Source organism: Photobacterium sp. (assembly GCF_057456235.1).
Genome location: NZ_JBVCPH010000023.1, coordinates 39,866 through 59,377, shown reverse-complemented (window position 1 = coordinate 59,377; position 19,512 = coordinate 39,866). Strand labels below are relative to the sequence as shown.

Below are 19,512 nucleotides of genomic sequence, written 5' to 3'. Positions count from 1 at the left end.
CTGTGACTTATTCTTTTATCTGTTTAAGATAAAACCTGTAGGGCTATCGCCAAGCGGTAAGGCAGCGGCTTTTGATGCCGCCATCCCCTGGTTCGAATCCAGGTAGCCCTGCCATATTTTACTTTGCGTTCTGACTGGTTTTCAGTTGAGTACGATAAGTATGCGGAAGTGGCGGAATTGGTAGACGCACCAGATTTAGGTTCTGGCGCCGCAAGGTGTGAGAGTTCAAGTCTCTCCTTCCGCACCATCTCTAGAAACCCACCTTTGGTGGGTTTTCTTTTGTCTGCTGTATAATTATGGCAGCAAAAACGTTTTTACAACCTAAAAAATGATCGTATCTCTCTGGTTGTTAAGCCGAATGTTTTATGACATTCGGCTTTTTCTTTTTCTTTCACAACGTATTACATTCCCATCGCGTATTTCAGTACCTGTTTTTTTATCGGTCCGGTATGCTCGGCTACTTTGAGGCCAATATTGCGGATTAGCGTGATCGGGAATAACGAGTTGCTGAAGGTGGCGTAGAATACGTCCATCCCGCCTTGCATCAGCAGGTTGTCAGGACGACGACGACATTCATACGCTTGCAGTACCGATGTTCGGGCCCACTCTTTTCCGGCTTTTTCTATTTCATGCAGCAATGCATCGACATCTTTAAAACCAAGGTTAACGCCCTGGCCGGCTAACGGATTGATGGTATGGGCGGCATCCCCCAGTAAAACGACGCCGGGTTTAAAATAGCGCTGAGCATGACGGCGGGTTAGCGGAAAACTTCCCCAATTGAGTACCTTGACGCCCCCTAGATCGGCAGGGAAATGCGTTTCAACCTCCGCTTGCAACTGCTGCTGAGACATTGAGCTTAACTGTTTAATTCGCTTAGGGCTGTCATACCAGACCAGCGAACCCTGATGGCCCGGCAGCGGTAAGAACGAGCGAGGGCCGCGAGGGGTAAACCATTGCCAGGTAATATCTTGTTGCGGCAACTCGGTTTCTACATTGATGAGCATGCAGTGCTGGCGATAGTCCCAGGCTGTGACCCCAATTCCTGCTTGCTGACGAACCTGTGAATTCGCCCCATCGGCCCCCACTAATAACGTAGTCTGTATCTGGCGACCATCATCCAGCTCGACCTGATAACCCTTTTCACAGGTATTTGAGTGAACCATACGTGCCGGACACAATAAGGTTAAGTTGGGGTAAGACGAAAATTGTTGCCACAGTCCAAGCTGAATAACCCGGTTCTCAACAATGAAGCCCAGCCGTTCCATCTTCATCTCGTCGGCATTAAACCGGATACGGCATTCTGGCTGATCCCAGGTTTCCAGACGCTTGAACGGGCAGACTCGCATCTGCATGATGCTGTCCCACGCGCCGAGGCGCGTCAGTAAGGCGACAGAATGGGGGGAGATGGCCGAGACACGCAGATCCATCGCTTGCTGTCGGTCAAACGATTCCGGAGCCTGTCCTTCTAAAACGGCGACGGTCAGCCCTTGCTGTGCTAACCCCAATGCGGTCGCGGCACCCACCATACCACCACCGGCAATCACTACATCAAACTGTTCCATGCTCATATCTCTTTGTTTGGCTGTCGCTATTCTACCTCGACTGTCTATTTATTCTAAGGGAAAGCGGGATATCTCCATAACCACATTTTATTCGGGGTGGTGATGATCTAGTCAGACAGAACGTAAAGCAGTACAATATGCGGCTTGCTATTGGTAACGGCCACAGAGAGCACAGTTACCAATAGCAACACAACGCTAGATGCAATGTTGAATGCAATGAATAAACACTACGAGCGAAGAGTTAGACATGGCTAAGAAACTGCTGATTAAAACCTGGGGCTGCCAGATGAACGAATACGATTCATCAAAAATGGCCGATCTTCTTAATGCTGCCAATGGCTTCGAGCTTACGGAAGTTCCAGAAGAAGCAGATGTTCTGCTGCTTAACACCTGCTCTATCCGTGAAAAGGCACAAGAGAAAGTTTTCCACCAGCTAGGTCGCTGGAAAACATTAAAAGATAAAAAGCCTGATCTTGTGATAGGCGTCGGTGGCTGTGTAGCAACTCAGGAAGGCGATTCAATTCGCAAGCGTGCGCCATTTGTTGACGTTATTTTTGGCCCGCAAACCCTGCACCGCCTGCCACAGATGATTAAGGATTCTCAATCTACTCACTCGCCGGTTATGGATATTTCTTTCCCTGAGATTGAGAAGTTCGATAACCTGCCCGAGCCCCGTGCTGATGGTGCAACCGCATTTGTATCGATCATGGAAGGTTGTTCAAAATACTGTACCTACTGTGTAGTACCTTATACTCGCGGAGAAGAAGTCAGCCGTCCACTCGATGACGTACTGTACGAAGTTGCACAGCTTGCTGAACAAGGTGTTCGCGAAGTCAACCTTCTTGGCCAAAACGTCAATGCCTACCGTGGTAATACCTATGAAGGTGAAATCGCCACGTTTGCCGAGCTGCTCCGTTTAGTGGCTGCAATTGATGGTATCGACCGTATTCGTTATACCACCAGTCACCCTATCGAGTTCACTGACGATATTATTGAAGTCTACAAAGACACGCCTGAGCTGGTTAGCTTCCTTCACCTGCCGGTGCAAAGTGGTTCAGACCGTATTCTGACAATGATGAAGCGTCCGCATACGGCCCTTGAGTACAAGTCAAAAATCCGCAAGCTGGTGAAAGCGCGTCCGGGCATTACGATCAGTTCTGACTTTATTGTTGCTTTCCCGGGAGAGAGCGATCAGGACTTCCAGGACACCATGAAGCTAATCCGTGAGATTGATTTTGATATGAGCTTCAGCTTTATCTTCTCTGCGCGTCCAGGTACGCCGGCAGCGGATTATCCGTGTGATCTGCCAGAAGAGGTGAAAAAACAACGCTTGTATGAACTGCAACAACAGATCAATACTCAGGCAATGCGTTACTCGCGCCAAATGCTTGGTACTGAGCAGCGTATTCTGGTTGAAGGTCCTTCGAAAAAGAACATCATGGAGCTTCGTGGCCGGACTGAAAACAGCCGAGTGGTCAACTTTGAAGGCTCGGCCGATCTCATCGGCCAGTTTGTTGATGTGAAGATCACTGACGTGTTCACCAACTCTCTGCGCGGAGAGCTGGTACGTACAGAAGCCGAAATGAACCTTCGTGTTGCGATATCACCGGCAGAGGTGATGGACAAAGCACGTAAAGAAGATGAATTGGGTGTTGGCGTATATACTCCGTAGTAAGACCTGCGTCTAACGTATGTCTGAACATAACCAGTAGGACGCATGCCCTGAAAAATATGGTTGCCCGCTCGCCGGGCGACCTCAATGAGAGGCAAATCTTGAGTAAAATTATCACTGTAGAGTTTAATCTGGAACCCGCCGACAACCAGCGCCTTTCCAGTCTTTGTGGCCCTTTCGACGATAATATCAAACAATTAGAGCGTCGTCTGGGGGTTGAAATCAACCACCGTAGCAACAGCTTCAGTGTTGTCGGGCTGCCCCATACCGCCCGACCGACAGCCGAAATCATCAAAAACCTGTATGTCGATACCGCCCCGGTTCGCAGTGGGTCGGCAAACACAACCACCCCGGATATTGAGCCGGATCAAATCCATTTAGCGATCAAAGAGTCGGGTGTTTTAGAGCAAAGCACAGAGTCTTCTATTCCTTACGGCAAAGAGATCCACATCAAAACCAAAAAAGGGTTGATCAAGCCGCGGACGCCGAACCAGGCTCAGTACATTGCCAACATGGTGACCCACGACATCACCTTTGGTGTCGGCCCTGCCGGAACCGGTAAAACCTATCTTGCCGTTGCTGCCGCCGTCGATGCACTGGAGCGTCAGGAAGTCCGCCGTATTCTACTGACTCGTCCAGCGGTTGAAGCCGGAGAAAAACTCGGCTTCCTGCCTGGTGATTTAAGCCAGAAAGTCGATCCGTACCTGCGTCCGCTCTACGATGCATTGTTTGAAATGCTCGGTTTTGAACGAGTCGAAAAATTAATTGAACGAAACGTTATTGAAGTGGCTCCATTAGCATATATGCGCGGGCGCACCTTAAATGATGCCTTTATCATTTTGGATGAAAGTCAGAATACCACGGTAGAACAGATGAAAATGTTCCTGACCCGTATCGGCTTTAATTCACGCGCCGTGATCACCGGTGACGTGACCCAGATTGATTTACCGCGGGGGGCACGTTCAGGCCTTCGTCATGCCATTGAAGTACTGGCCGATGTCGATGAAATAAGCTTCAACTTTTTCCTGGCCGATGATGTCGTACGCCACCCCGTTGTCGCACGTATCGTTCACGCTTATGAAATCTGGGAAAACGAAGATCAGAAACAAAAGAAACTGACTGAACAAAGGCACCGTGAACAACGTAGTCATCTTGACGAACAGCTAGCACAGCCGACAGTAACCCAAGCTACGCCCAACCAGGCTAAAACAGAACAGAGTAACTAATGGCAATTTATCTAGATCTGCAACACGCCACAGAAAGCCAAGAAGGCCTGCCTAGCGAGGTTGAGTTCCAGTGCTGGTTAGACGCCGCCGTCACACCATTTCAAGCTGATGCAGAAGTCACCATTCGTTTAGTTGACGAAGAAGAAAGCCATGCGTTAAACCATGAGTATCGCGGCAAAGATAAATCAACCAATGTATTATCTTTTCCATTTGATGCCCCTCCTGGAATAGAGCTGGATCTGCTAGGCGACTTAATTATTTGTCGTCAGGTTGTTGAAAAAGAAGCGGCTGAACAGAATAAACCGCTAAATGCCCATTGGGCACATATGGTTGTACACGGCAGTCTTCATCTGCTAGGTTATGATCATATAGAAGACGATGAAGCAGAAGAGATGGAGTCTTTGGAAACGGAAATTATGGTAAAGATGGGTTTTACCGATCCGTATGCCGAAGAAAAACTGTAACATCACAGATAGCCGTTGCCCGTTTGTATTGACGTGCAACATTTTCGTGGATGATTCCACTTAACTAACAAAGAAAACACTTTGCTGATAACTAATGAACGAAGATAACCCCCAAAATTCTGAAGGTCCGAGTAGAAAGTCCTTCTTTGAACGTATCGGTCAACTGTTTCAAGGCGAACCACAAAATCGCGAAGAGTTGGTCGAAGTATTCCGTGACTCGGAAGAAAACGATCTGATTGATCACGACACCCGAGACATGCTCGAAGGTGTGATGGAAATATCAGAGATGCGTGTTCGTGACATCATGATCCCGCGATCTCAGATCACAACCATTGAACGTTCTCAGAAGTTAGAAGATCTGATTGATTTAATTGTTGACGCCCAACACTCACGTTACCCTGTTATCAGTGATGACAAGGATCATGTCGAAGGTATTCTGCTGGCGAAAGATTTGCTGCGCTACCTGCTACCGACAAGTGAGCCATTCGACATGGAAAAAGTGCTGCGTCCGGCGGTTGTTGTGCCGGAAAGTAAGCGCGTCGATCGCCTGCTGAAAGAGTTCCGAGAAGAGCGCTATCACATGGCTATCGTTGTTGATGAATTTGGCGGGGTGTCAGGGGTCATCACCATTGAAGATATTCTTGAACAAATCGTTGGCGAAATCGAGGACGAATTCGACGACGAGGAAGAAGAGGATATTCGTCAGTTAAGTAAACATACCTATGCGGTAAAAGCACTGGCAACCATTGAAGACTTTAACAATTTATTCCAAACCACGTTCAGTGATGAGGAAGTGGATACCATCGGTGGCCTCGTGATGACCAGCTTTGGCCATTTACCTTCCCGCGGTGAAATTGTAGAGTTAGATGGTTATTCCTTTAAGGTGACTTCTGCCGATAACCGCCGGATTATCCAATTACAGGTAACGGTTCCCCACGAAGCGCATCAACCGACAACCACTCCTTAATGATGACAAAAAAATCATTCCACTCGTTGGGACGGCTGTTTCTGGCCGTTCCGGCCGGTGCACTCGCCACACTCTCATTTGCACCCTATAACTACTGGCTGCTGGCCCCGGTCTCTATTGTTTTATTTCTCGGGTTATTGCAAAACCAGAGCACTAAGCGCTCAGGTTTAATCGGTTTTTTATGGGGTTTAGGGCTATTCGCCACCGGGATCAGCTGGGTACATGTCAGCATTGACACCTTTGGCGGAATGCCAAAGATTGCCAGCCTCTTTTTAATGCTGTCACTGATCAGCTACCTGGCCTTATATCCCGCCGCTTTCGGCGCCTTGTATAACCGCTTTAACCGCAATCGTCCCTTCCACCAGCTGCTGTTAAGCGGGCCGGTGATCTGGCTGTTGCTGGACTGGCTCCGAGGATGGGCATTCACAGGGTTTCCCTGGTTATGGATGGGCTACGGCCAAATCAACAGCCCGTTAGCAGCCATTGCCCCTGTATTGGGCGTTCAGGGGATCACCCTGGCACTGGTCTTGGGCTGTGGTGGTTTTGTCGCGGCCGGGTGTAGTCGTAACTGGAGGCCCTTGCTGGTTCCGGCTATGCTCACGGGACTGATCTGGCTGGCGGGTTCCGTTCAGTGGGTCAGCTCCGATCCCGAAAAAAATGTTGAGGTCGCCCTAATTCAGGGCAATGTACCGCAAGAGCTCAAGTGGCTGCCCAGCCAGCGCTGGCCGACCCTGATGAAATACACCGATCTCAGCCGCGAGAACTGGGATGCGGATCTGATTGTCTGGCCTGAAGCGGCAATCCCGGCCTTAGAAGCGCACTTGCCAACCTTTTTACAGAACCTCGACAGTGCTGCGCGCAGTAATAACAGCACCGTCATCACCGGTGTTCTCGACCAAAAAGAAGGCGGCGAATATTTTAATAATATTCTTGCACTAGGGATCAATACCGACGGTCCATATCAGTACGATAAAGCCACCCGTTACAGCAAGCACCACTTATTGCCTTTCGGTGAATTTGTCCCGTTTGGTGATCTGTTGCGCCCTATCGCACCGCTTTTTAACTTGCCGATGTCTTCATTCAGTCGCGGTGACTTCGTTCAGCCAAACCTCGAAGCTAACGGGTACTCCATTGCACCAGCCTTGTGCTACGAAATCGCCTTCAGCGAACAAGTCAGACAAAATGTGAACATTGATACTGATCTACTACTGACCCTCTCTAATGATGCCTGGTTTGGCACCTCGATAGGGCCATTCCAGCATATGGAAATCGCTCAGATGCGCGCTCTGGAACTTGGCAAACCCCTGCTGAGGGCAACCAACACCGGTGTAACCGCTATTGTCGACCATACAGGCCAAATAACCGACCAGCTGCCTCAATTTGAAACGGCTGTATTAAGAGCAACGGTAACACTGACTGAAGGGCTGACACCTTATACAACGCTGGGCAACTGGCCTTTGTATTTTTACGTGCTGTGGTCGCTGACACTGTCAGCGATCCTGATAAGGCGCCGTGAAGGGGGATTCCGGGATAATCGACCGCAAGAGACTAAATAGAAATTGAAATTAAAAAGGCGAAGATTAACCATTCGCCTTTTTTGCATACTCCCTTTAACGACAATCTGTTTGACGACCTCTTACCGACATAAAGCATTGCTCAATAGACACAAATGCAGAAGTATCGACCAGGGCAATCTATTGACACCGAAATATAACCCTGCCGTATGTCGCGTTTTCAAGTTAACCTTTTGAAATAGAAAATTCTTTTTTAGATCTCCCCCCGAATTCTCATTGTTCCGTCTGCACAACAACTATTAATTGTGAAAAGTTGAATTTGAACAACTACCTACCTCACAATAATAATTAACCAAGGACGAAAGATGAGAATCATACCTACCGCGCTGGCTGTGCTAATCGCCAGCAGCCCAGTTTTCGCTCAAAACAACGAGCCTCTAACCGATCAGATCATCGTCAAATACCGTACCGACAGTCCAATGATGCTTGCCGAAGTATCGGCCAGCAACAGCGCCACTCAATTGCAGCAAATGGTTGATGCCGATGTACAGTATGTCCGACCCAGTGCTAACGACACCCATATTCTAAAAGTACCCGCTCAAAGCGACCTCAAAGCGGTTATCGAGCAACTGAATCAAAACCCCAATATTGAATATGCCGAGCCCGACCGGATCATGTGGCCGACCGCAATCCCAAATGATCCCGAGTACGTCAAACAATGGCACTATTCCTCATCGGTCAGCGGGATCAATCTACCTAAAGCGTGGGACCTCACCACCGGCGGTTCCGATGTTATCGTCGCCGTAATTGACACCGGCATACAGCCCGAACACCCCGACCTGATGAACAATCTGTTACCTGGCTATGACTTTATCAAGAATGCTGCAGCAGCGCGTGATGGCGATGGTCGAGATGCCGATGCGACAGATGAAGGGGATTGGCTAGTTGCAGGACAATGCGGTCAAAACTACCCGCCACGCGACAGAAATTCTTCCTGGCATGGTACCCATGTCGCCGGAACCGTTGCCGCCGAGGGCAATAACGGTCAGGGTGTCACTGGCGTTGCCTGGTCAACCAGCATTGTACCAGTACGTGTACTGGGCGCTTGCGGTGGCTACACCTCTGACATTACCGACGGTATGCGCTGGGCAGCAGGCCTACCGGTTGTAGGAACACCTGCTAACCCTTATCCGGCGAAAGTTCTGAACCTCAGCCTGGGTGGAAAAGGGGCATGTGGCATCACCTACCAACAGGCAATCAATGACGTCCGAACCAAAGGGGCTGCTGTCGTTGTGGCCGCCGGTAATGACAACCAGAATGTGCGCGGCTTTACTCCCGGCAACTGCCAAGGTGTCATCTCGGTCGCCTCCAACAATAAGACAGGCGACCGAGCCTTCTATTCCAACTACGGCTCCATGATCGATATTGCTGCTCCTGGTGGCGGCCGTTCCGGAGGTATTCTGTCAACCCACAACTCAGGGACAAGACAGGCCGATCTGCATACCTATAAACACTCCATGGGCACCAGCATGGCTGCCCCGCACGTTGCCGGTATCGCCGCTCTGATGTACTCATTGGATACCAGCCTGACACCGGATCAAATCGAGCAGTATATAACGGAAACGGCGCGCCCCTTTCCGGCAGGGAGTACCTGTAACACTACAAACTGCGGCGCAGGTATTACCGACACCTTCGCGGCTTTACAGCGCGTGAAAGGGATTAAGCCAGCACCTGGGCCTAACCCACAACCGGGCACCGTAGATTGCAGCGGTTTATCCGTATGGTCTGCGGGCAATGTGTACCTGGAAGGAGAACAAGCCCGGCAAAACGGCACCGCTTACCAAGCAAAATGGTGGAACCAGAACCAGTCACCAGCAGATAACGCTGCCGATTGGGGAGTCTGGACTCTGCTAGGCCAATGTAAGTAACCTCCCAACAGCGGGCCTTCCGGCCCGCTGTTTAATTTAATATGGTTGCTCTGTTTTAAGGGGATAACGGCTGACGAGTAAACTGAACGTGACCGCACTTAGAACAGGGTTCAATACGTTTCGCATGGGTGTAGATTTCATGGTGGCCACACTTTTCACATACCAGGTTTCCTAAGCCGACAATTTCACCGGCCTGATAGACCCCCTGATGCTGAAGATCGTCCATCACTTCACGCCATTCAAGCTGCGTTTTATCGGTAATTTCCGCTAATCCCTCCCAGATGGATTCAGACACCAACTTATAAAATGGGCTTTCCGAGAAAGGTTCGGGACTCTCCCTGACATTCCGTCCGAACTCTTCCAAATCTCGTTTTAAGTAAGCCGAAATCAGGGCCCATTCATCCTTGGTCATGTCGCTGGCAGCCTGACGGTACTTTGCCGTGATTTCACCCCAGTGCTTAAGCTCTTCCGGACTATGCTTCAGGGTTTCCGTAATTTGCTCCAGCAGCGCTTCATATTCCTTTTTTTGCTTAGCCATGAATCACCTCCATACCAATAATCCCCACCGTATTAAGCCATTACACACTCAATGTTTTGATACGAACGGTGCCCCCTCTACCCAAGCTAGCTGAAACGCGCATCTTGAGATCACTTAGGTATATAAGGTAATCATAGGCTGATTATCGACAGGTACACCGCAAACTTCCGGCTAAAACCAACAATTAATACTCCGAATTGGCCTCAGCTATTGTTGACACCTTTACCTTTAGTTATTCTATGTCGATTATATTGACTGTGTTTGTACTCAACTCACAAAATCCTGGATGTCATCGATGCAAGAACAATATCGCCCGCAGGACATTGAACAGAAAGTTCAAGAACATTGGGACAACAACAAGACCTTTGTTGTAAGTGAAGACCCTAATAAAGAAAAATTCTACTGTCTCTCCATGTTCCCGTACCCAAGTGGTCGACTTCACATGGGTCACGTTCGTAACTACACCATCGGTGATGTTGTTTCTCGCTACCAGCGCCTGCAAGGTAAAAATGTAATGCAACCAATTGGTTGGGATGCATTTGGCCTGCCAGCAGAAAATGCGGCAGTCAAAAACAATACCGCGCCAGCACCATGGACTTATGAAAACATTGAGTACATGAAAAACCAGCTTAAATTGCTGGGCTTTGGCTACGACTGGAATCGTGAATTCGCCACCTGTACCCCTGAGTACTACCGTTGGGAACAAGAGTTCTTCACTAAGCTTTATAACAAAGGCCTGGTATATAAGAAAACGTCGTCTGTTAACTGGTGCCCGAATGACCAGACCGTTCTGGCAAATGAGCAGGTTGAAGATGGTTGCTGCTGGCGCTGTGATACCCCGGTAGAACAAAAGAAAATTCCACAGTGGTTCATTAAAATCACCGAGTACGCACAAGAGCTACTTGACGATCTAGACAACCTTGACGGTTGGCCTGAGATGGTGAAAACCATGCAGCGCAACTGGATTGGTCGCTCGGAAGGTGTTGAGCTCTCTTTCGCCGTTAATGGCGAAGATGCCCCACTAGAAGTCTATACCACGCGTCCAGATACTTTGATGGGCGTGACCTACGTCGGTATCGCTGCCGGTCACCCGCTGGCTGAAAAAGCGGCCGCCAGCAATCCAGACCTTGCTGCATTCGTTGATGAATGTCGTAACACCAAAGTTGCTGAAGCTGAACTTGCGACAATGGAAAAGAAAGGTATGGATACAGGCTTAAGAGCTATCCACCCTCTTAATGGACGTGAAGTGCCTGTTTTCGTCGCTAACTTCGTATTAATGGATTACGGCACAGGCGCTGTTATGGCCGTTCCGGCGCACGATCAGCGTGATTTCGAATTCGCAACCAAGTACGGTCTTGATATCGTTCCGGTTATCAAGCCAGAAGACGGTAGTGATCTCGATGTCTCTGAAGCGGCTTACACCGAAAAAGGGGTATTGTTCGGCTCTGGCGAGTTTGATGGCCTTAGCTTCCAGGCTGCTTTTGATGCCATTGCAGCCAAGCTTGAAGCGGAAGGTAAAGGTAAGAAGACCGTTAACTTCCGTCTACGCGACTGGGGGGTTTCTCGTCAGCGTTACTGGGGCGCACCTATCCCAATGGTCACAACAGCTGACGGTCAAGTTCACCCGGTACCCGCCGATCAGCTACCCGTGATCCTACCTGAAGATGTGGTAATGGATGGCGTAACAAGCCCAATCAAGGCAGACAAGTCATGGGCTGAAACAACATTCAATGGCGAGCCGGCACTTCGCGAAACCGATACCTTTGATACCTTTATGGAATCATCTTGGTACTACGCGCGTTACTGTTCACCACAAGCTGACGACATCCTGGATCCGGAAAAAGCAAACTACTGGCTGCCAGTAGATCAGTACATCGGTGGCATCGAGCACGCTTGTATGCACCTGCTGTACTCGCGCTTCTTCCACAAATTGCTACGTGATGCAGGCTATGTGACGTCGGACGAGCCGTTCAAGCAGCTACTTTGTCAGGGCATGGTACTGGCAGATGCATTTTACCATACCAACGACAAGGGAACGAAAGAGTGGATTGCTCCAACTGACGTGACTATTGAGCGTGACGCAAAAGGCCGTATCGAGAAAGCCGTTGATGACCAGGGCCGCGAAGTTGCTCACTCAGGCATGATCAAAATGTCTAAGTCGAAGAACAACGGTATCGATCCGCAAGAAATGGTCGACAAATACGGTGCAGATACCGTGCGGCTGTTCATGATGTTTGCAGCGCCTGCAGATATGACCCTTGAATGGCAGGAATCTGGCGTTGAAGGTGCAAACCGCTTCCTCAAACGTGTATGGAAGCTGGTTAATGAGCACGCTTCAAAAGGTGCAGCAGAAGCGGTAGACGTTGCTGCTCTGTCTTCAGATCAGAAAGCACTACGCCGTGATGTCCACAAGACTATCGCCAAGGTAAGTGATGATATTGGCCGTCGCCAAACGTTCAACACTGCAATTGCTGCAATCATGGAGCTGATGAACAAGCTGGCAAAGGCCCCTCAAGAATCAGCACAAGATCGCGCGCTGCTTGATGAAGCACTGAAAGCTATCGTGACAATGCTCTACCCGATGACCCCGCACATTTGTTTTGAAATGTGGGAAGCGTTAGGCGAGACTGACATTGATCACGCGGTATGGCCGGTTGCTGACGAGAAGGCACTTGTTGAAGACGAGAAGCTAATCATTGTTCAGGTTAACGGTAAGCTACGTGCCAAACTGACCGTAGCGGCAGATGCAACCAAAGAACAAGTTGAGGAGCTTGCGCTAAACGATGAGCGTGTGACCAAGTTCACCGCAGAGGCAACCATCCGTAAAGTGATTTACGTTCCAGGTAAGCTACTCAACATTGTTGCCAACTAGCTTTCACGTAAACAAGAGTAACAACTAAAAAGCCTTAAGATATGATCCCCGCTCAGGCGGGGATCTTTCTGCCGCGCTATTGATTGAACCTGTAATGGCAGCTTTTGTCTTCATTGAGACGGTCATTATTGCAATCGATCAGTTTTCACTTACTTTTTCCAGGAGCTGACTCGGTGAAAGCTTTATTTCCCCTACCAAGCGCCATCCGAACCGTGTTTGTTGCAGTACTGGCCCTTGCCACTGCTTCTTGTGGTTTTCACCTTCGTGGCAACTATATGCTGCCTGACGATATCGCCAAACTGTCCCTCACCAGCTTTGATAAATATGGTCAGCTGACCCGTCTTGTCGAGTCGCAGTTTGAACTGCATGGCATTGAATCGGTTCCACCCGCGGCCACCGTCCCAAACCTGCATTTGATCGGTGAATCAACGGGTGAGCGTACCTTATCGCTGTACCAGAACAGTGGTAAAGCTGAGTATGAACTTATCTACACGGTTAACTATCGAGTCGTTGTGCCAGAAAAAGGCGCACAGACATTCACCACCAAAGTCACTCGGACCTTTTTGGATAACCCACTCACAGCCCTGGCAAAATCGGTTGAACAGGATGAGCTTGAAGATGTTATGCGCAAACAGGCCGCACAACAAATCATGCGTCAGCTTGCCCGCTTAACGGCAGTGCTCAACAAAGTGGCCGAAGAAGAGTTCCAAGCTGATCTGGATACCGGGATGCATAGCGAGGCAGACACGCTCGATACGACATCAGAAGGATCGACGAGCATCACCACAGAGGCGGTAGAAGATACCCAAGCTGCCAAGGCGTTATTTAACGACGCGGACAACACACAATTAGACAACAATCACTTAGACAACAAAACGGAATGAGAATCTACCCAGAACAACTGTCGCAGCAACTGGCAAAAGGGCTGCGTCAGGCTTTCCTTCTTTTCGGCAACGAGCCACTGATCAAGCAAGAATGTGGCGACCAAATCAAACACCACGCTCAACAAGCCGGCTTCACTGAGCGGCATGCCTTCACCATTGATAACCAGTTGGACTGGAATCAGGTTCTCGATTGCTGCAATGCAATGAGTCTGTTCTCCGATCAACAGATTATTGAGCTTGAAATTCCGGACTCTGGTCTTAATCCCACCCAGGCCAAAGCCCTGCAGGAAGTCACGGCCAGTTTACACCGCGATATTTTATTACTGCTGCATGGTCCTCGGCTGAATAAAAAGCAAGAAAGTGCAAAATGGTTTAAGCCCTTAGCAGATACCGGCCTTTATATTCCATGTAACACACCGGATCCGCGCCATTTACCGCGTTTTATTCAAGCCCGCTGTCAGTCATTAGGCTTAAAGCCCGATCATGAATCCGTACTTATGCTGGCACAGTGGCACGAAGGCAACTTATTTGCGCTGGCTCAAAGCTTGCAGAAACTCATATTGATCTATCCTGATGGTGAACTGACTGTTTTACGCTTGGAAGAGGCCCTGAGCCGCCATAATCACTACACGCCATTTCAATTGGTTGATGCCCTGCTTGCGGGCCAGGCCAAGCGCAGCCAACGGATATTAAGACAGTTGGAAGGCGAAGGGGTGGAAGCCACCATCTTACTGCGCACCCTACAGCGTGAATTAACCCAGCTGTACAAAATGCAGGAAATGGGCAAGAAAGGAACCCCTCTGAACATCATTTTTGAACAGTTCAGAGTGTGGCAAAGCCGCCGCGAAATCTTTATTGGCGCATTACATCGGTTGCCGCTGGCAACATTGATCCAGCTCCTGCAGCGATTAGCCTTGCTCGAAGTACAAGTGAAAACGGATTTTGACAGCAATCCCTGGCCAGCGTTAAGTGCATTATGTGCTGAAATGTGTGGTATCCCGACCCATACAACAATGGCTAAATTTTAACAATGCTATCGACGACCAATCGGTATAAAGCTTTTAATGACTTTATCGCGAGTGATATACTGCGCCGCTAAATTGTGACTCAGATCTATCTGGCCACTGAATTATTTTCATATTTCACTCAAATGAGGGGATACCTTTGCAGGTTCAAGAACTACACGACTTTATTGTAAATAAAATTGACGATATGAAAGCTCAGGACATAGTGACACTGGACGTACGCGGTAAATCAAGCATCACCGATTTGATGGTTGTCTGTACCGGTACATCTAACCGCCATGTGGCTTCTATTGCCGATAATGTCGACAAAGAGTCTAAATTGATTGACTACCCTCCTTTTGGTATCAGCGGTGAAGATGATGCTGAATGGGTGATTGTTGATATGGGCAGCGTAATGCTGCACGTGATGCAGCAAGAAACGCGTGAACTCTACCAGCTGGAGAAGCTTTGGAGCTAAACCAACCATGAAGCTTCAACTGATTGCTGTGGGCACTAAGATGCCAAAATGGGTCGAAGACGGTTATAAAGAATATAGCCGTCGCTTCCCTAAAGATATGCCACTGGAGTTAATTGAGATTTCTGCCGGAAAACGGGGGAAAAATGCTGACATTGCTCGCATCTTACAAAAAGAAGGCGAAGCCATGTTAGCCGCTGTGGCTAAAGGTAACCGAATTGTCACCTTGGATATTCCGGGAAAACGCTGGGATACCGAGCAATTAGCCCAGCAACTTGACAGCTGGAAGCTCGATGGACGTGATGTGTCCATTCTGATCGGCGGTCCGGAAGGACTGTCCCCGGCATGTAAGGCCGCGGCAGAGCAAAGCTGGTCTTTATCTCCGTTAACGCTACCACATCCGTTAGTACGGGTTGTAATGGCCGAAAGTTTATACCGCGCGTGGAGTATCACCGCCAATCATCCTTATCACAGGGAATAAGTGTCAATGAGACAAAAGCGAACCCAGATCCGCGACCATCGGGCTGAGTCGGCACTCTTTTTTCGCCGGGCTCTTGTCTCATTTATCGGCATCGTGGTACTGGTCGGTGTACTGCTTACCAACCTGTATCACATTCAGGTCAACCAACATGCCGACTATCAAACGCGCTCTAACGACAACCGAATCAAAATTGTCCCGGTCGCCCCTAACCGCGGCCTGATTTACGACCGCAGCGGTGTACTGCTGGCCGAAAATCGCCCGATTTACGCCCTCGAAATAACCACCGAAAAAGTATCGGATCTCGAAGATACTTTTGCTCGCCTGCAATCTCTGCTGGGGATCACTGCCGAGGAGATTGAAAGCTTTAAGAATGAGCGCCGACGCAGCCGCCGCTTTAAATCTGTCTCAATTCTAAATCAGTTATCGGAACAGCAAGTTGCGCTGTTTTCTGTCAATCAGCACAAATTCCCCGGGGTAGAAGTCAAAGCCTACCTCAAGCGCCATTATCCTTACGGTGACTCGCTCACTCACGTTTTAGGCTATGTTGCTAAAATCAACGACCGTGATCTCCTGCGCTTGGAACGAGAAGAAAAAATCAGCAACTACAAAGCCACACGGGATATCGGCAAGCTAGGGATCGAAAAATACTATGAAGAGCTGCTTCATGGTACATCCGGCTATCAGGAAGTCGAAGTCAATAGCCGTGGTCGTATTATTCGCACCCTGAAATACGTCCCGCCAATTCCAGGTAAAGATATCAAGCTCAATATCGACATTGAGTTACAGCTGTATGTGAGAGAACTGCTGACCGAACGAAAACAAGATCCCGATACCGGTGAAGAAGCTATCACCTATAAGCGCGGTTCTGTGGTGGTTCTGGATCCTCGCGATTCGGCCGTATTGGCCATGGTGTCCAGCCCGAGCTATGATCCGAATCTGTTTGTTCATGGTATCTCCAACAAACAATACAATCAGCTGCTTAATAATATAAACCGCCCGCTGGTTAACCGGGCCACACTGGGTATTTACCCGCCAGCATCAACCATTAAACCGATGATCTCTGTCGCCGCACTGACTGAAGGGGTGATCACCCCGCGAACCACCCGAAACGATCCGGGATTTTGGAAAATACCAAACTCCAATAGCCGTCCGTTCCGTGACTGGAAACGCTGGGGGCACGGCAAAGTCAATATAGATAAAGCGATTGAAGAATCCGTTGATACTTTCTTCTACCAGATAGCTTACGATTTGGGCATTGATCGCCTGTCGAGCTGGATGGCTAAATTCGGCTTCGGTGAATACACCGGTATCGATATCCACGAAGAGAGTAAAGCCAATATGCCGACCCGTGAATGGAAACAAGCCCGTTTTCGTCAGCCTTGGTACCAGGGTGATACCATTCCTGTCGGTATCGGACAAGGCTACTGGACATCGACGCCATTACAGATTGCCAAGGCAACCACGGTACTGGTTAACAACGGTATTGTGCGTCCGCCTCATTTGTTAAAAAACATTATTGAGGATGAAAGCGAGACACCAGCCGTCTTCGATGAATATCCGCCAATTTCCGGTGTCGAACAAAAGCATTGGGATATTGCCAAAGAAGGTATGCATCGCGTACTTTACGGTACCCGAGGCACCGCAAGGCGAGCATTCTACGGCGCCCCTTACCAGGCGGGGGGGAAGTCGGGATCTGCTCAGGTATTCGGTTTAGCTAAAGATCAGAAATATAACGCTGAAGAGCTGGAAGAACACCTGCGAGATCACGCATTGTTTACCGCTTTCGCTCCTTTTGAAGCCCCAGAAATCGTGGTATCAATGGTTCTGGAAAATGCCGGAGGCGGTTCATCCAATGGTGGCCCGGTGGCACGTAAGATTTTCGACCATATATTACTGAAACCCCAGTTAGCCGAGGTAAATCAATGAGTGTGATGGCTACAACAGGGAATAAACGCTCCCTCAGTGACCGCTTACATCTGGACATGCCGCTACTATTAGGTATTTTGGCCCTGATGGGCTTCGGCTTATTGGTAATGTACAGTGCCAGCGGCCAGAGCCTGCCAATGATGGAACGGCAGGCTGTTCGTATGTGTTTGTCCCTTGGCATCATGTTTATCTTAGCCCAAGTCGCTCCGCGTCATTATGAAGCCTGGGCACCTTACTTGTTCGGGATCGGATTGATACTGTTGCTTGGCGTACTGGTATTTGGCGAAGCATCAAAAGGAGCGCAGCGTTGGCTTAACCTCGGTTTTGTCCGTTTCCAGCCGTCAGAGCTGATCAAGCTGGCCGTGCCCTTAATGGTCGCTCGGTTCATTGGTAATAAACCGCTGCCGCCAAGTTTCCGCAACATTGTCGTGGCATTGATGATGATCTTTGTACCGACGATCCTGATCGCCAAACAACCGGATTTAGGCACATCCATTCTGATTGCCGCATCCGGTATTTTCGTTCTGTTCCTGTCAGGCATTAGCTGGCGGATCATCACAGCCGCCGCGGTTCTGCTCGGGGCATTTATTCCGGTCTTGTGGTTTTTCTTAATGCGCGACTACCAGCGCACCCGCGTACTGACCCTGTTTAATCCAGAGTCCGATCCATTGGGCGCGGGTTATCATATTATTCAATCCAAAATAGCCATCGGCTCAGGCGGAATCGCCGGGAAAGGCTGGCTCCACGGCACACAATCACAACTTGAATTCTTACCCGAGCGCCACACTGACTTTATCTTCGCCGTGATTGCGGAGGAATGGGGATTAGCCGGTGTCGCTTGCCTGCTGGCCATCTACCTGTTTATTATCGGCCGGGGATTACTGCTGGCCAGCCGTGCCCAAACGGCCTTTGGCCGAATGATGGCCGGCAGTATCGTTCTGAGCTTCTTCGTTTACATTTTTGTTAATATTGGCATGGTAAGCGGCATATTACCTGTTGTTGGGGTACCACTACCTTTAATAAGTTACGGCGGGACATCCATGGTGACCCTGATGGCTGGTTTTGGCATTCTAATGTCTATTCATACTCATAGAAAAATGTTGTCGAAGGCGACCTAAATGCGTGCATTATCCTTTCTTTTTTTATTACTGCTAGCCGGCTGTAGCTCAGCGCCAAGCAAAGAACGCTACGATATCGCTGACGATGCGGCTCCGGAGAATTCACCGACTCTGGAGCATATTGAAGACGCCCAGCCTCGCTATGAGCCCATTAGCCTGGCAGGCAATAAAAATTACACCTTGCGCGATCAAGATTACACGATCGTGACCAACCAGGAAGGCTTCACCCAAGAAGGGCATGCTTCCTGGTACGGCAAGAAGTTTCATGGCCATAAGACCTCAAACGGTGAAATCTATGACATGTACTCGATGACAGCAGCCCATAAAACCCTGCCTTTGCCGAGTTATGTCAAAGTGACCAATCAGAAAAACGGGAAAACAGCCATCGTCAGGGTTAACGACCGGGGCCCGTTTCATAATGGTAGGATCATCGACTTAAGCATGGCTGCGGCATCTAAACTGGACGTCATCAAAGACGGTACCGCCCCCGTCAAAATAGAATTGATCCAGGTGGCGAAACCTGCCTCACCCGATGAATGGCAAACAGCAAATCCTAATTATTACTACGTGCAGTTAGCTGCAGTAAGCAATGAAAATAAAGCCCGGCTGGTAGCCGATAAATTGGCGGAAACCTTTGCCACGCCGGTGGATCTAAAAAAAGCCGAGTCAGCTGCTGTCTATCGGGTACGGTTAGGCCCTTACCTTGATCGTGATGAAGCAATTGAGATCCGGGATAAAGCGAAAGCAAATAACTATCCGAAAGCGTTTATCATCACAACTCAACGAGAGTTGGAACCGAAATAGAAAATACGGGTCAAATAGCTATCGACTATCATACACAACAGTCAGTGATACGGTTTAGGAATAACAATGTCTCAAAC

General features: G+C 49.2%; 16 protein-coding genes and 2 tRNA genes. 16 read left to right on the top strand and 2 right to left on the bottom strand.

The window, feature by feature from the left end; genetic code table 11:
• The first annotated feature begins 39 nt into the window (after positions 1–39).
• A tRNA-Gln gene (locus tag AC2204_RS19400) sits at positions 40–114 on the top strand.
• A 48-nt stretch (positions 115–162) separates the two neighbouring features.
• Positions 163–247, top strand: a tRNA-Leu gene (locus AC2204_RS19395).
• 154 nt (positions 248–401) lie between these two features.
• On the opposite strand, the gene AC2204_RS19390 is transcribed toward AC2204_RS19395, so the two are convergent.
• Positions 402–1,562, bottom strand: a complete 1,161-nt coding sequence (locus AC2204_RS19390; protein ID WP_318927513.1) for a 2-octaprenyl-3-methyl-6-methoxy-1,4-benzoquinol hydroxylase — start codon at positions 1,560–1,562, stop codon at positions 402–404.
• 247 nt (positions 1,563–1,809) lie between these two features.
• On the opposite strand from AC2204_RS19390, the gene miaB reads away from it, so the two are divergent.
• The 6 genes from miaB (at position 1,810) to AC2204_RS19360 (ending at position 9,333) form a co-directional block, all read left to right on the top strand.
• The gene (gene miaB, locus AC2204_RS19385) at positions 1,810–3,234 is read left to right on the top strand and encodes a tRNA (N6-isopentenyl adenosine(37)-C2)-methylthiotransferase MiaB (RefSeq protein ID WP_318927512.1); all 1,425 of its coding nucleotides are present in this window, start codon (positions 1,810–1,812) and stop codon (positions 3,232–3,234) included.
• Positions 3,235–3,332: 98 nt separating this feature from the next.
• Positions 3,333–4,460 (top strand): PhoH family protein, encoded by a 1,128-nt coding sequence (locus tag AC2204_RS19380; protein ID WP_318927516.1) that lies wholly within the window; start codon positions 3,333–3,335, stop codon positions 4,458–4,460.
• Positions 4,460–4,924, top strand: a complete 465-nt coding sequence (gene ybeY, locus AC2204_RS19375; protein ID WP_318927511.1) for an rRNA maturation RNase YbeY — start codon at positions 4,460–4,462, stop codon at positions 4,922–4,924. The genes AC2204_RS19380 and ybeY overlap by 1 nt, the downstream gene beginning before the upstream one ends.
• 94 nt (positions 4,925–5,018) lie before the next feature.
• A complete protein-coding gene (gene corC, locus AC2204_RS19370) occupies positions 5,019–5,891 on the top strand; it encodes a CNNM family magnesium/cobalt transport protein CorC (protein ID WP_318927510.1) in 873 nt (290 codons plus the stop codon).
• Between the two features lie 2 nt (positions 5,892–5,893).
• Positions 5,894–7,447 (top strand): apolipoprotein N-acyltransferase, encoded by a 1,554-nt coding sequence (gene lnt, locus AC2204_RS19365; RefSeq protein ID WP_318927515.1) that lies wholly within the window; start codon positions 5,894–5,896, stop codon positions 7,445–7,447.
• Positions 7,448–7,770: 323 nt separating this feature from the next.
• On the top strand, positions 7,771–9,333 hold the full coding sequence (locus AC2204_RS19360; protein WP_318927508.1) for a S8 family serine peptidase: 1,563 nt from the start codon (positions 7,771–7,773) through the stop codon (positions 9,331–9,333).
• Between the two features lie 55 nt (positions 9,334–9,388).
• Here the strand turns inward: AC2204_RS19360 and AC2204_RS19355 are convergent, their stop codons facing one another.
• Positions 9,389–9,871 (bottom strand): zinc ribbon-containing protein, encoded by a 483-nt coding sequence (locus tag AC2204_RS19355; protein WP_318927507.1) that lies wholly within the window; start codon positions 9,869–9,871, stop codon positions 9,389–9,391.
• 295 nt (positions 9,872–10,166) lie between these two features.
• Between AC2204_RS19355 and leuS the strand changes: the two genes are divergently transcribed.
• The 8 genes from leuS (at position 10,167) to AC2204_RS19315 (ending at position 19,435) form a co-directional block, all read left to right on the top strand.
• Positions 10,167–12,743 carry a leucine--tRNA ligase gene (leuS, locus tag AC2204_RS19350; RefSeq protein ID WP_318927506.1) on the top strand — a complete coding sequence of 859 codons (2,577 nt, stop codon included), beginning with the start codon at positions 10,167–10,169 and terminating at the stop codon, positions 12,741–12,743.
• Between the two features lie 173 nt (positions 12,744–12,916).
• Positions 12,917–13,627: an LPS-assembly lipoprotein LptE gene (locus tag AC2204_RS19345; protein ID WP_318927504.1), complete on the top strand. Its 711-nt coding sequence runs from the start codon at positions 12,917–12,919 to the stop codon at positions 13,625–13,627.
• Positions 13,624–14,655, top strand: a complete 1,032-nt coding sequence (holA, locus tag AC2204_RS19340) for a DNA polymerase III subunit delta (RefSeq protein WP_318927502.1) — start codon at positions 13,624–13,626, stop codon at positions 14,653–14,655. The genes AC2204_RS19345 and holA overlap by 4 nt, the downstream gene beginning before the upstream one ends.
• 136 nt (positions 14,656–14,791) lie before the next feature.
• On the top strand, positions 14,792–15,109 hold the full coding sequence (gene rsfS / locus AC2204_RS19335; protein WP_318927501.1) for a ribosome silencing factor: 318 nt from the start codon (positions 14,792–14,794) through the stop codon (positions 15,107–15,109).
• Between the two features lie 7 nt (positions 15,110–15,116).
• Complete coding sequence (gene rlmH, locus AC2204_RS19330; protein WP_318927499.1) at positions 15,117–15,587, top strand: 23S rRNA (pseudouridine(1915)-N(3))-methyltransferase RlmH; 471 nt, start codon at positions 15,117–15,119, stop codon at positions 15,585–15,587.
• A gap of 6 nt (positions 15,588–15,593) precedes the next feature.
• Positions 15,594–17,513: a penicillin-binding protein 2 gene (gene mrdA, locus AC2204_RS19325; RefSeq protein WP_318927497.1), complete on the top strand. Its 1,920-nt coding sequence runs from the start codon at positions 15,594–15,596 to the stop codon at positions 17,511–17,513.
• Entirely contained in the window at positions 17,510–18,631 is a 1,122-nt protein-coding gene (mrdB, locus tag AC2204_RS19320; protein ID WP_318927495.1) for a peptidoglycan glycosyltransferase MrdB, read from the top strand. Before mrdA ends, mrdB begins: the two co-directional genes overlap by 4 nt.
• On the top strand, positions 18,632–19,435 hold the full coding sequence (locus tag AC2204_RS19315) for a septal ring lytic transglycosylase RlpA family protein (protein ID WP_318927493.1): 804 nt from the start codon (positions 18,632–18,634) through the stop codon (positions 19,433–19,435).
• Positions 19,436–19,512 lie beyond the last annotated feature (77 nt).

Coding starts and splice junctions, on each gene's coding strand:
- AC2204_RS19390 (WP_318927513.1), bottom strand. CDS start 1,562: ATGGAACAGTTTGATGTAGTGATTGCCGGTGGTGGTATGGTGGGTGCC.
- miaB (WP_318927512.1), top strand. CDS start 1,810: ATGGCTAAGAAACTGCTGATTAAAACCTGGGGCTGCCAGATGAACGAA.
- ybeY (WP_318927511.1), top strand. CDS start 4,460: ATGGCAATTTATCTAGATCTGCAACACGCCACAGAAAGCCAAGAAGGC.
- corC (WP_318927510.1), top strand. CDS start 5,019: ATGAACGAAGATAACCCCCAAAATTCTGAAGGTCCGAGTAGAAAGTCC.
- lnt (WP_318927515.1), top strand. CDS start 5,894: ATGACAAAAAAATCATTCCACTCGTTGGGACGGCTGTTTCTGGCCGTT.
- AC2204_RS19360 (WP_318927508.1), top strand. CDS start 7,771: ATGAGAATCATACCTACCGCGCTGGCTGTGCTAATCGCCAGCAGCCCA.
- AC2204_RS19355 (WP_318927507.1), bottom strand. CDS start 9,871: ATGGCTAAGCAAAAAAAGGAATATGAAGCGCTGCTGGAGCAAATTACG.
- leuS (WP_318927506.1), top strand. CDS start 10,167: ATGCAAGAACAATATCGCCCGCAGGACATTGAACAGAAAGTTCAAGAA.
- holA (WP_318927502.1), top strand. CDS start 13,624: ATGAGAATCTACCCAGAACAACTGTCGCAGCAACTGGCAAAAGGGCTG.
- rlmH (WP_318927499.1), top strand. CDS start 15,117: ATGAAGCTTCAACTGATTGCTGTGGGCACTAAGATGCCAAAATGGGTC.
- mrdA (WP_318927497.1), top strand. CDS start 15,594: ATGAGACAAAAGCGAACCCAGATCCGCGACCATCGGGCTGAGTCGGCA.
- mrdB (WP_318927495.1), top strand. CDS start 17,510: ATGAGTGTGATGGCTACAACAGGGAATAAACGCTCCCTCAGTGACCGC.
- AC2204_RS19315 (WP_318927493.1), top strand. CDS start 18,632: ATGCGTGCATTATCCTTTCTTTTTTTATTACTGCTAGCCGGCTGTAGC.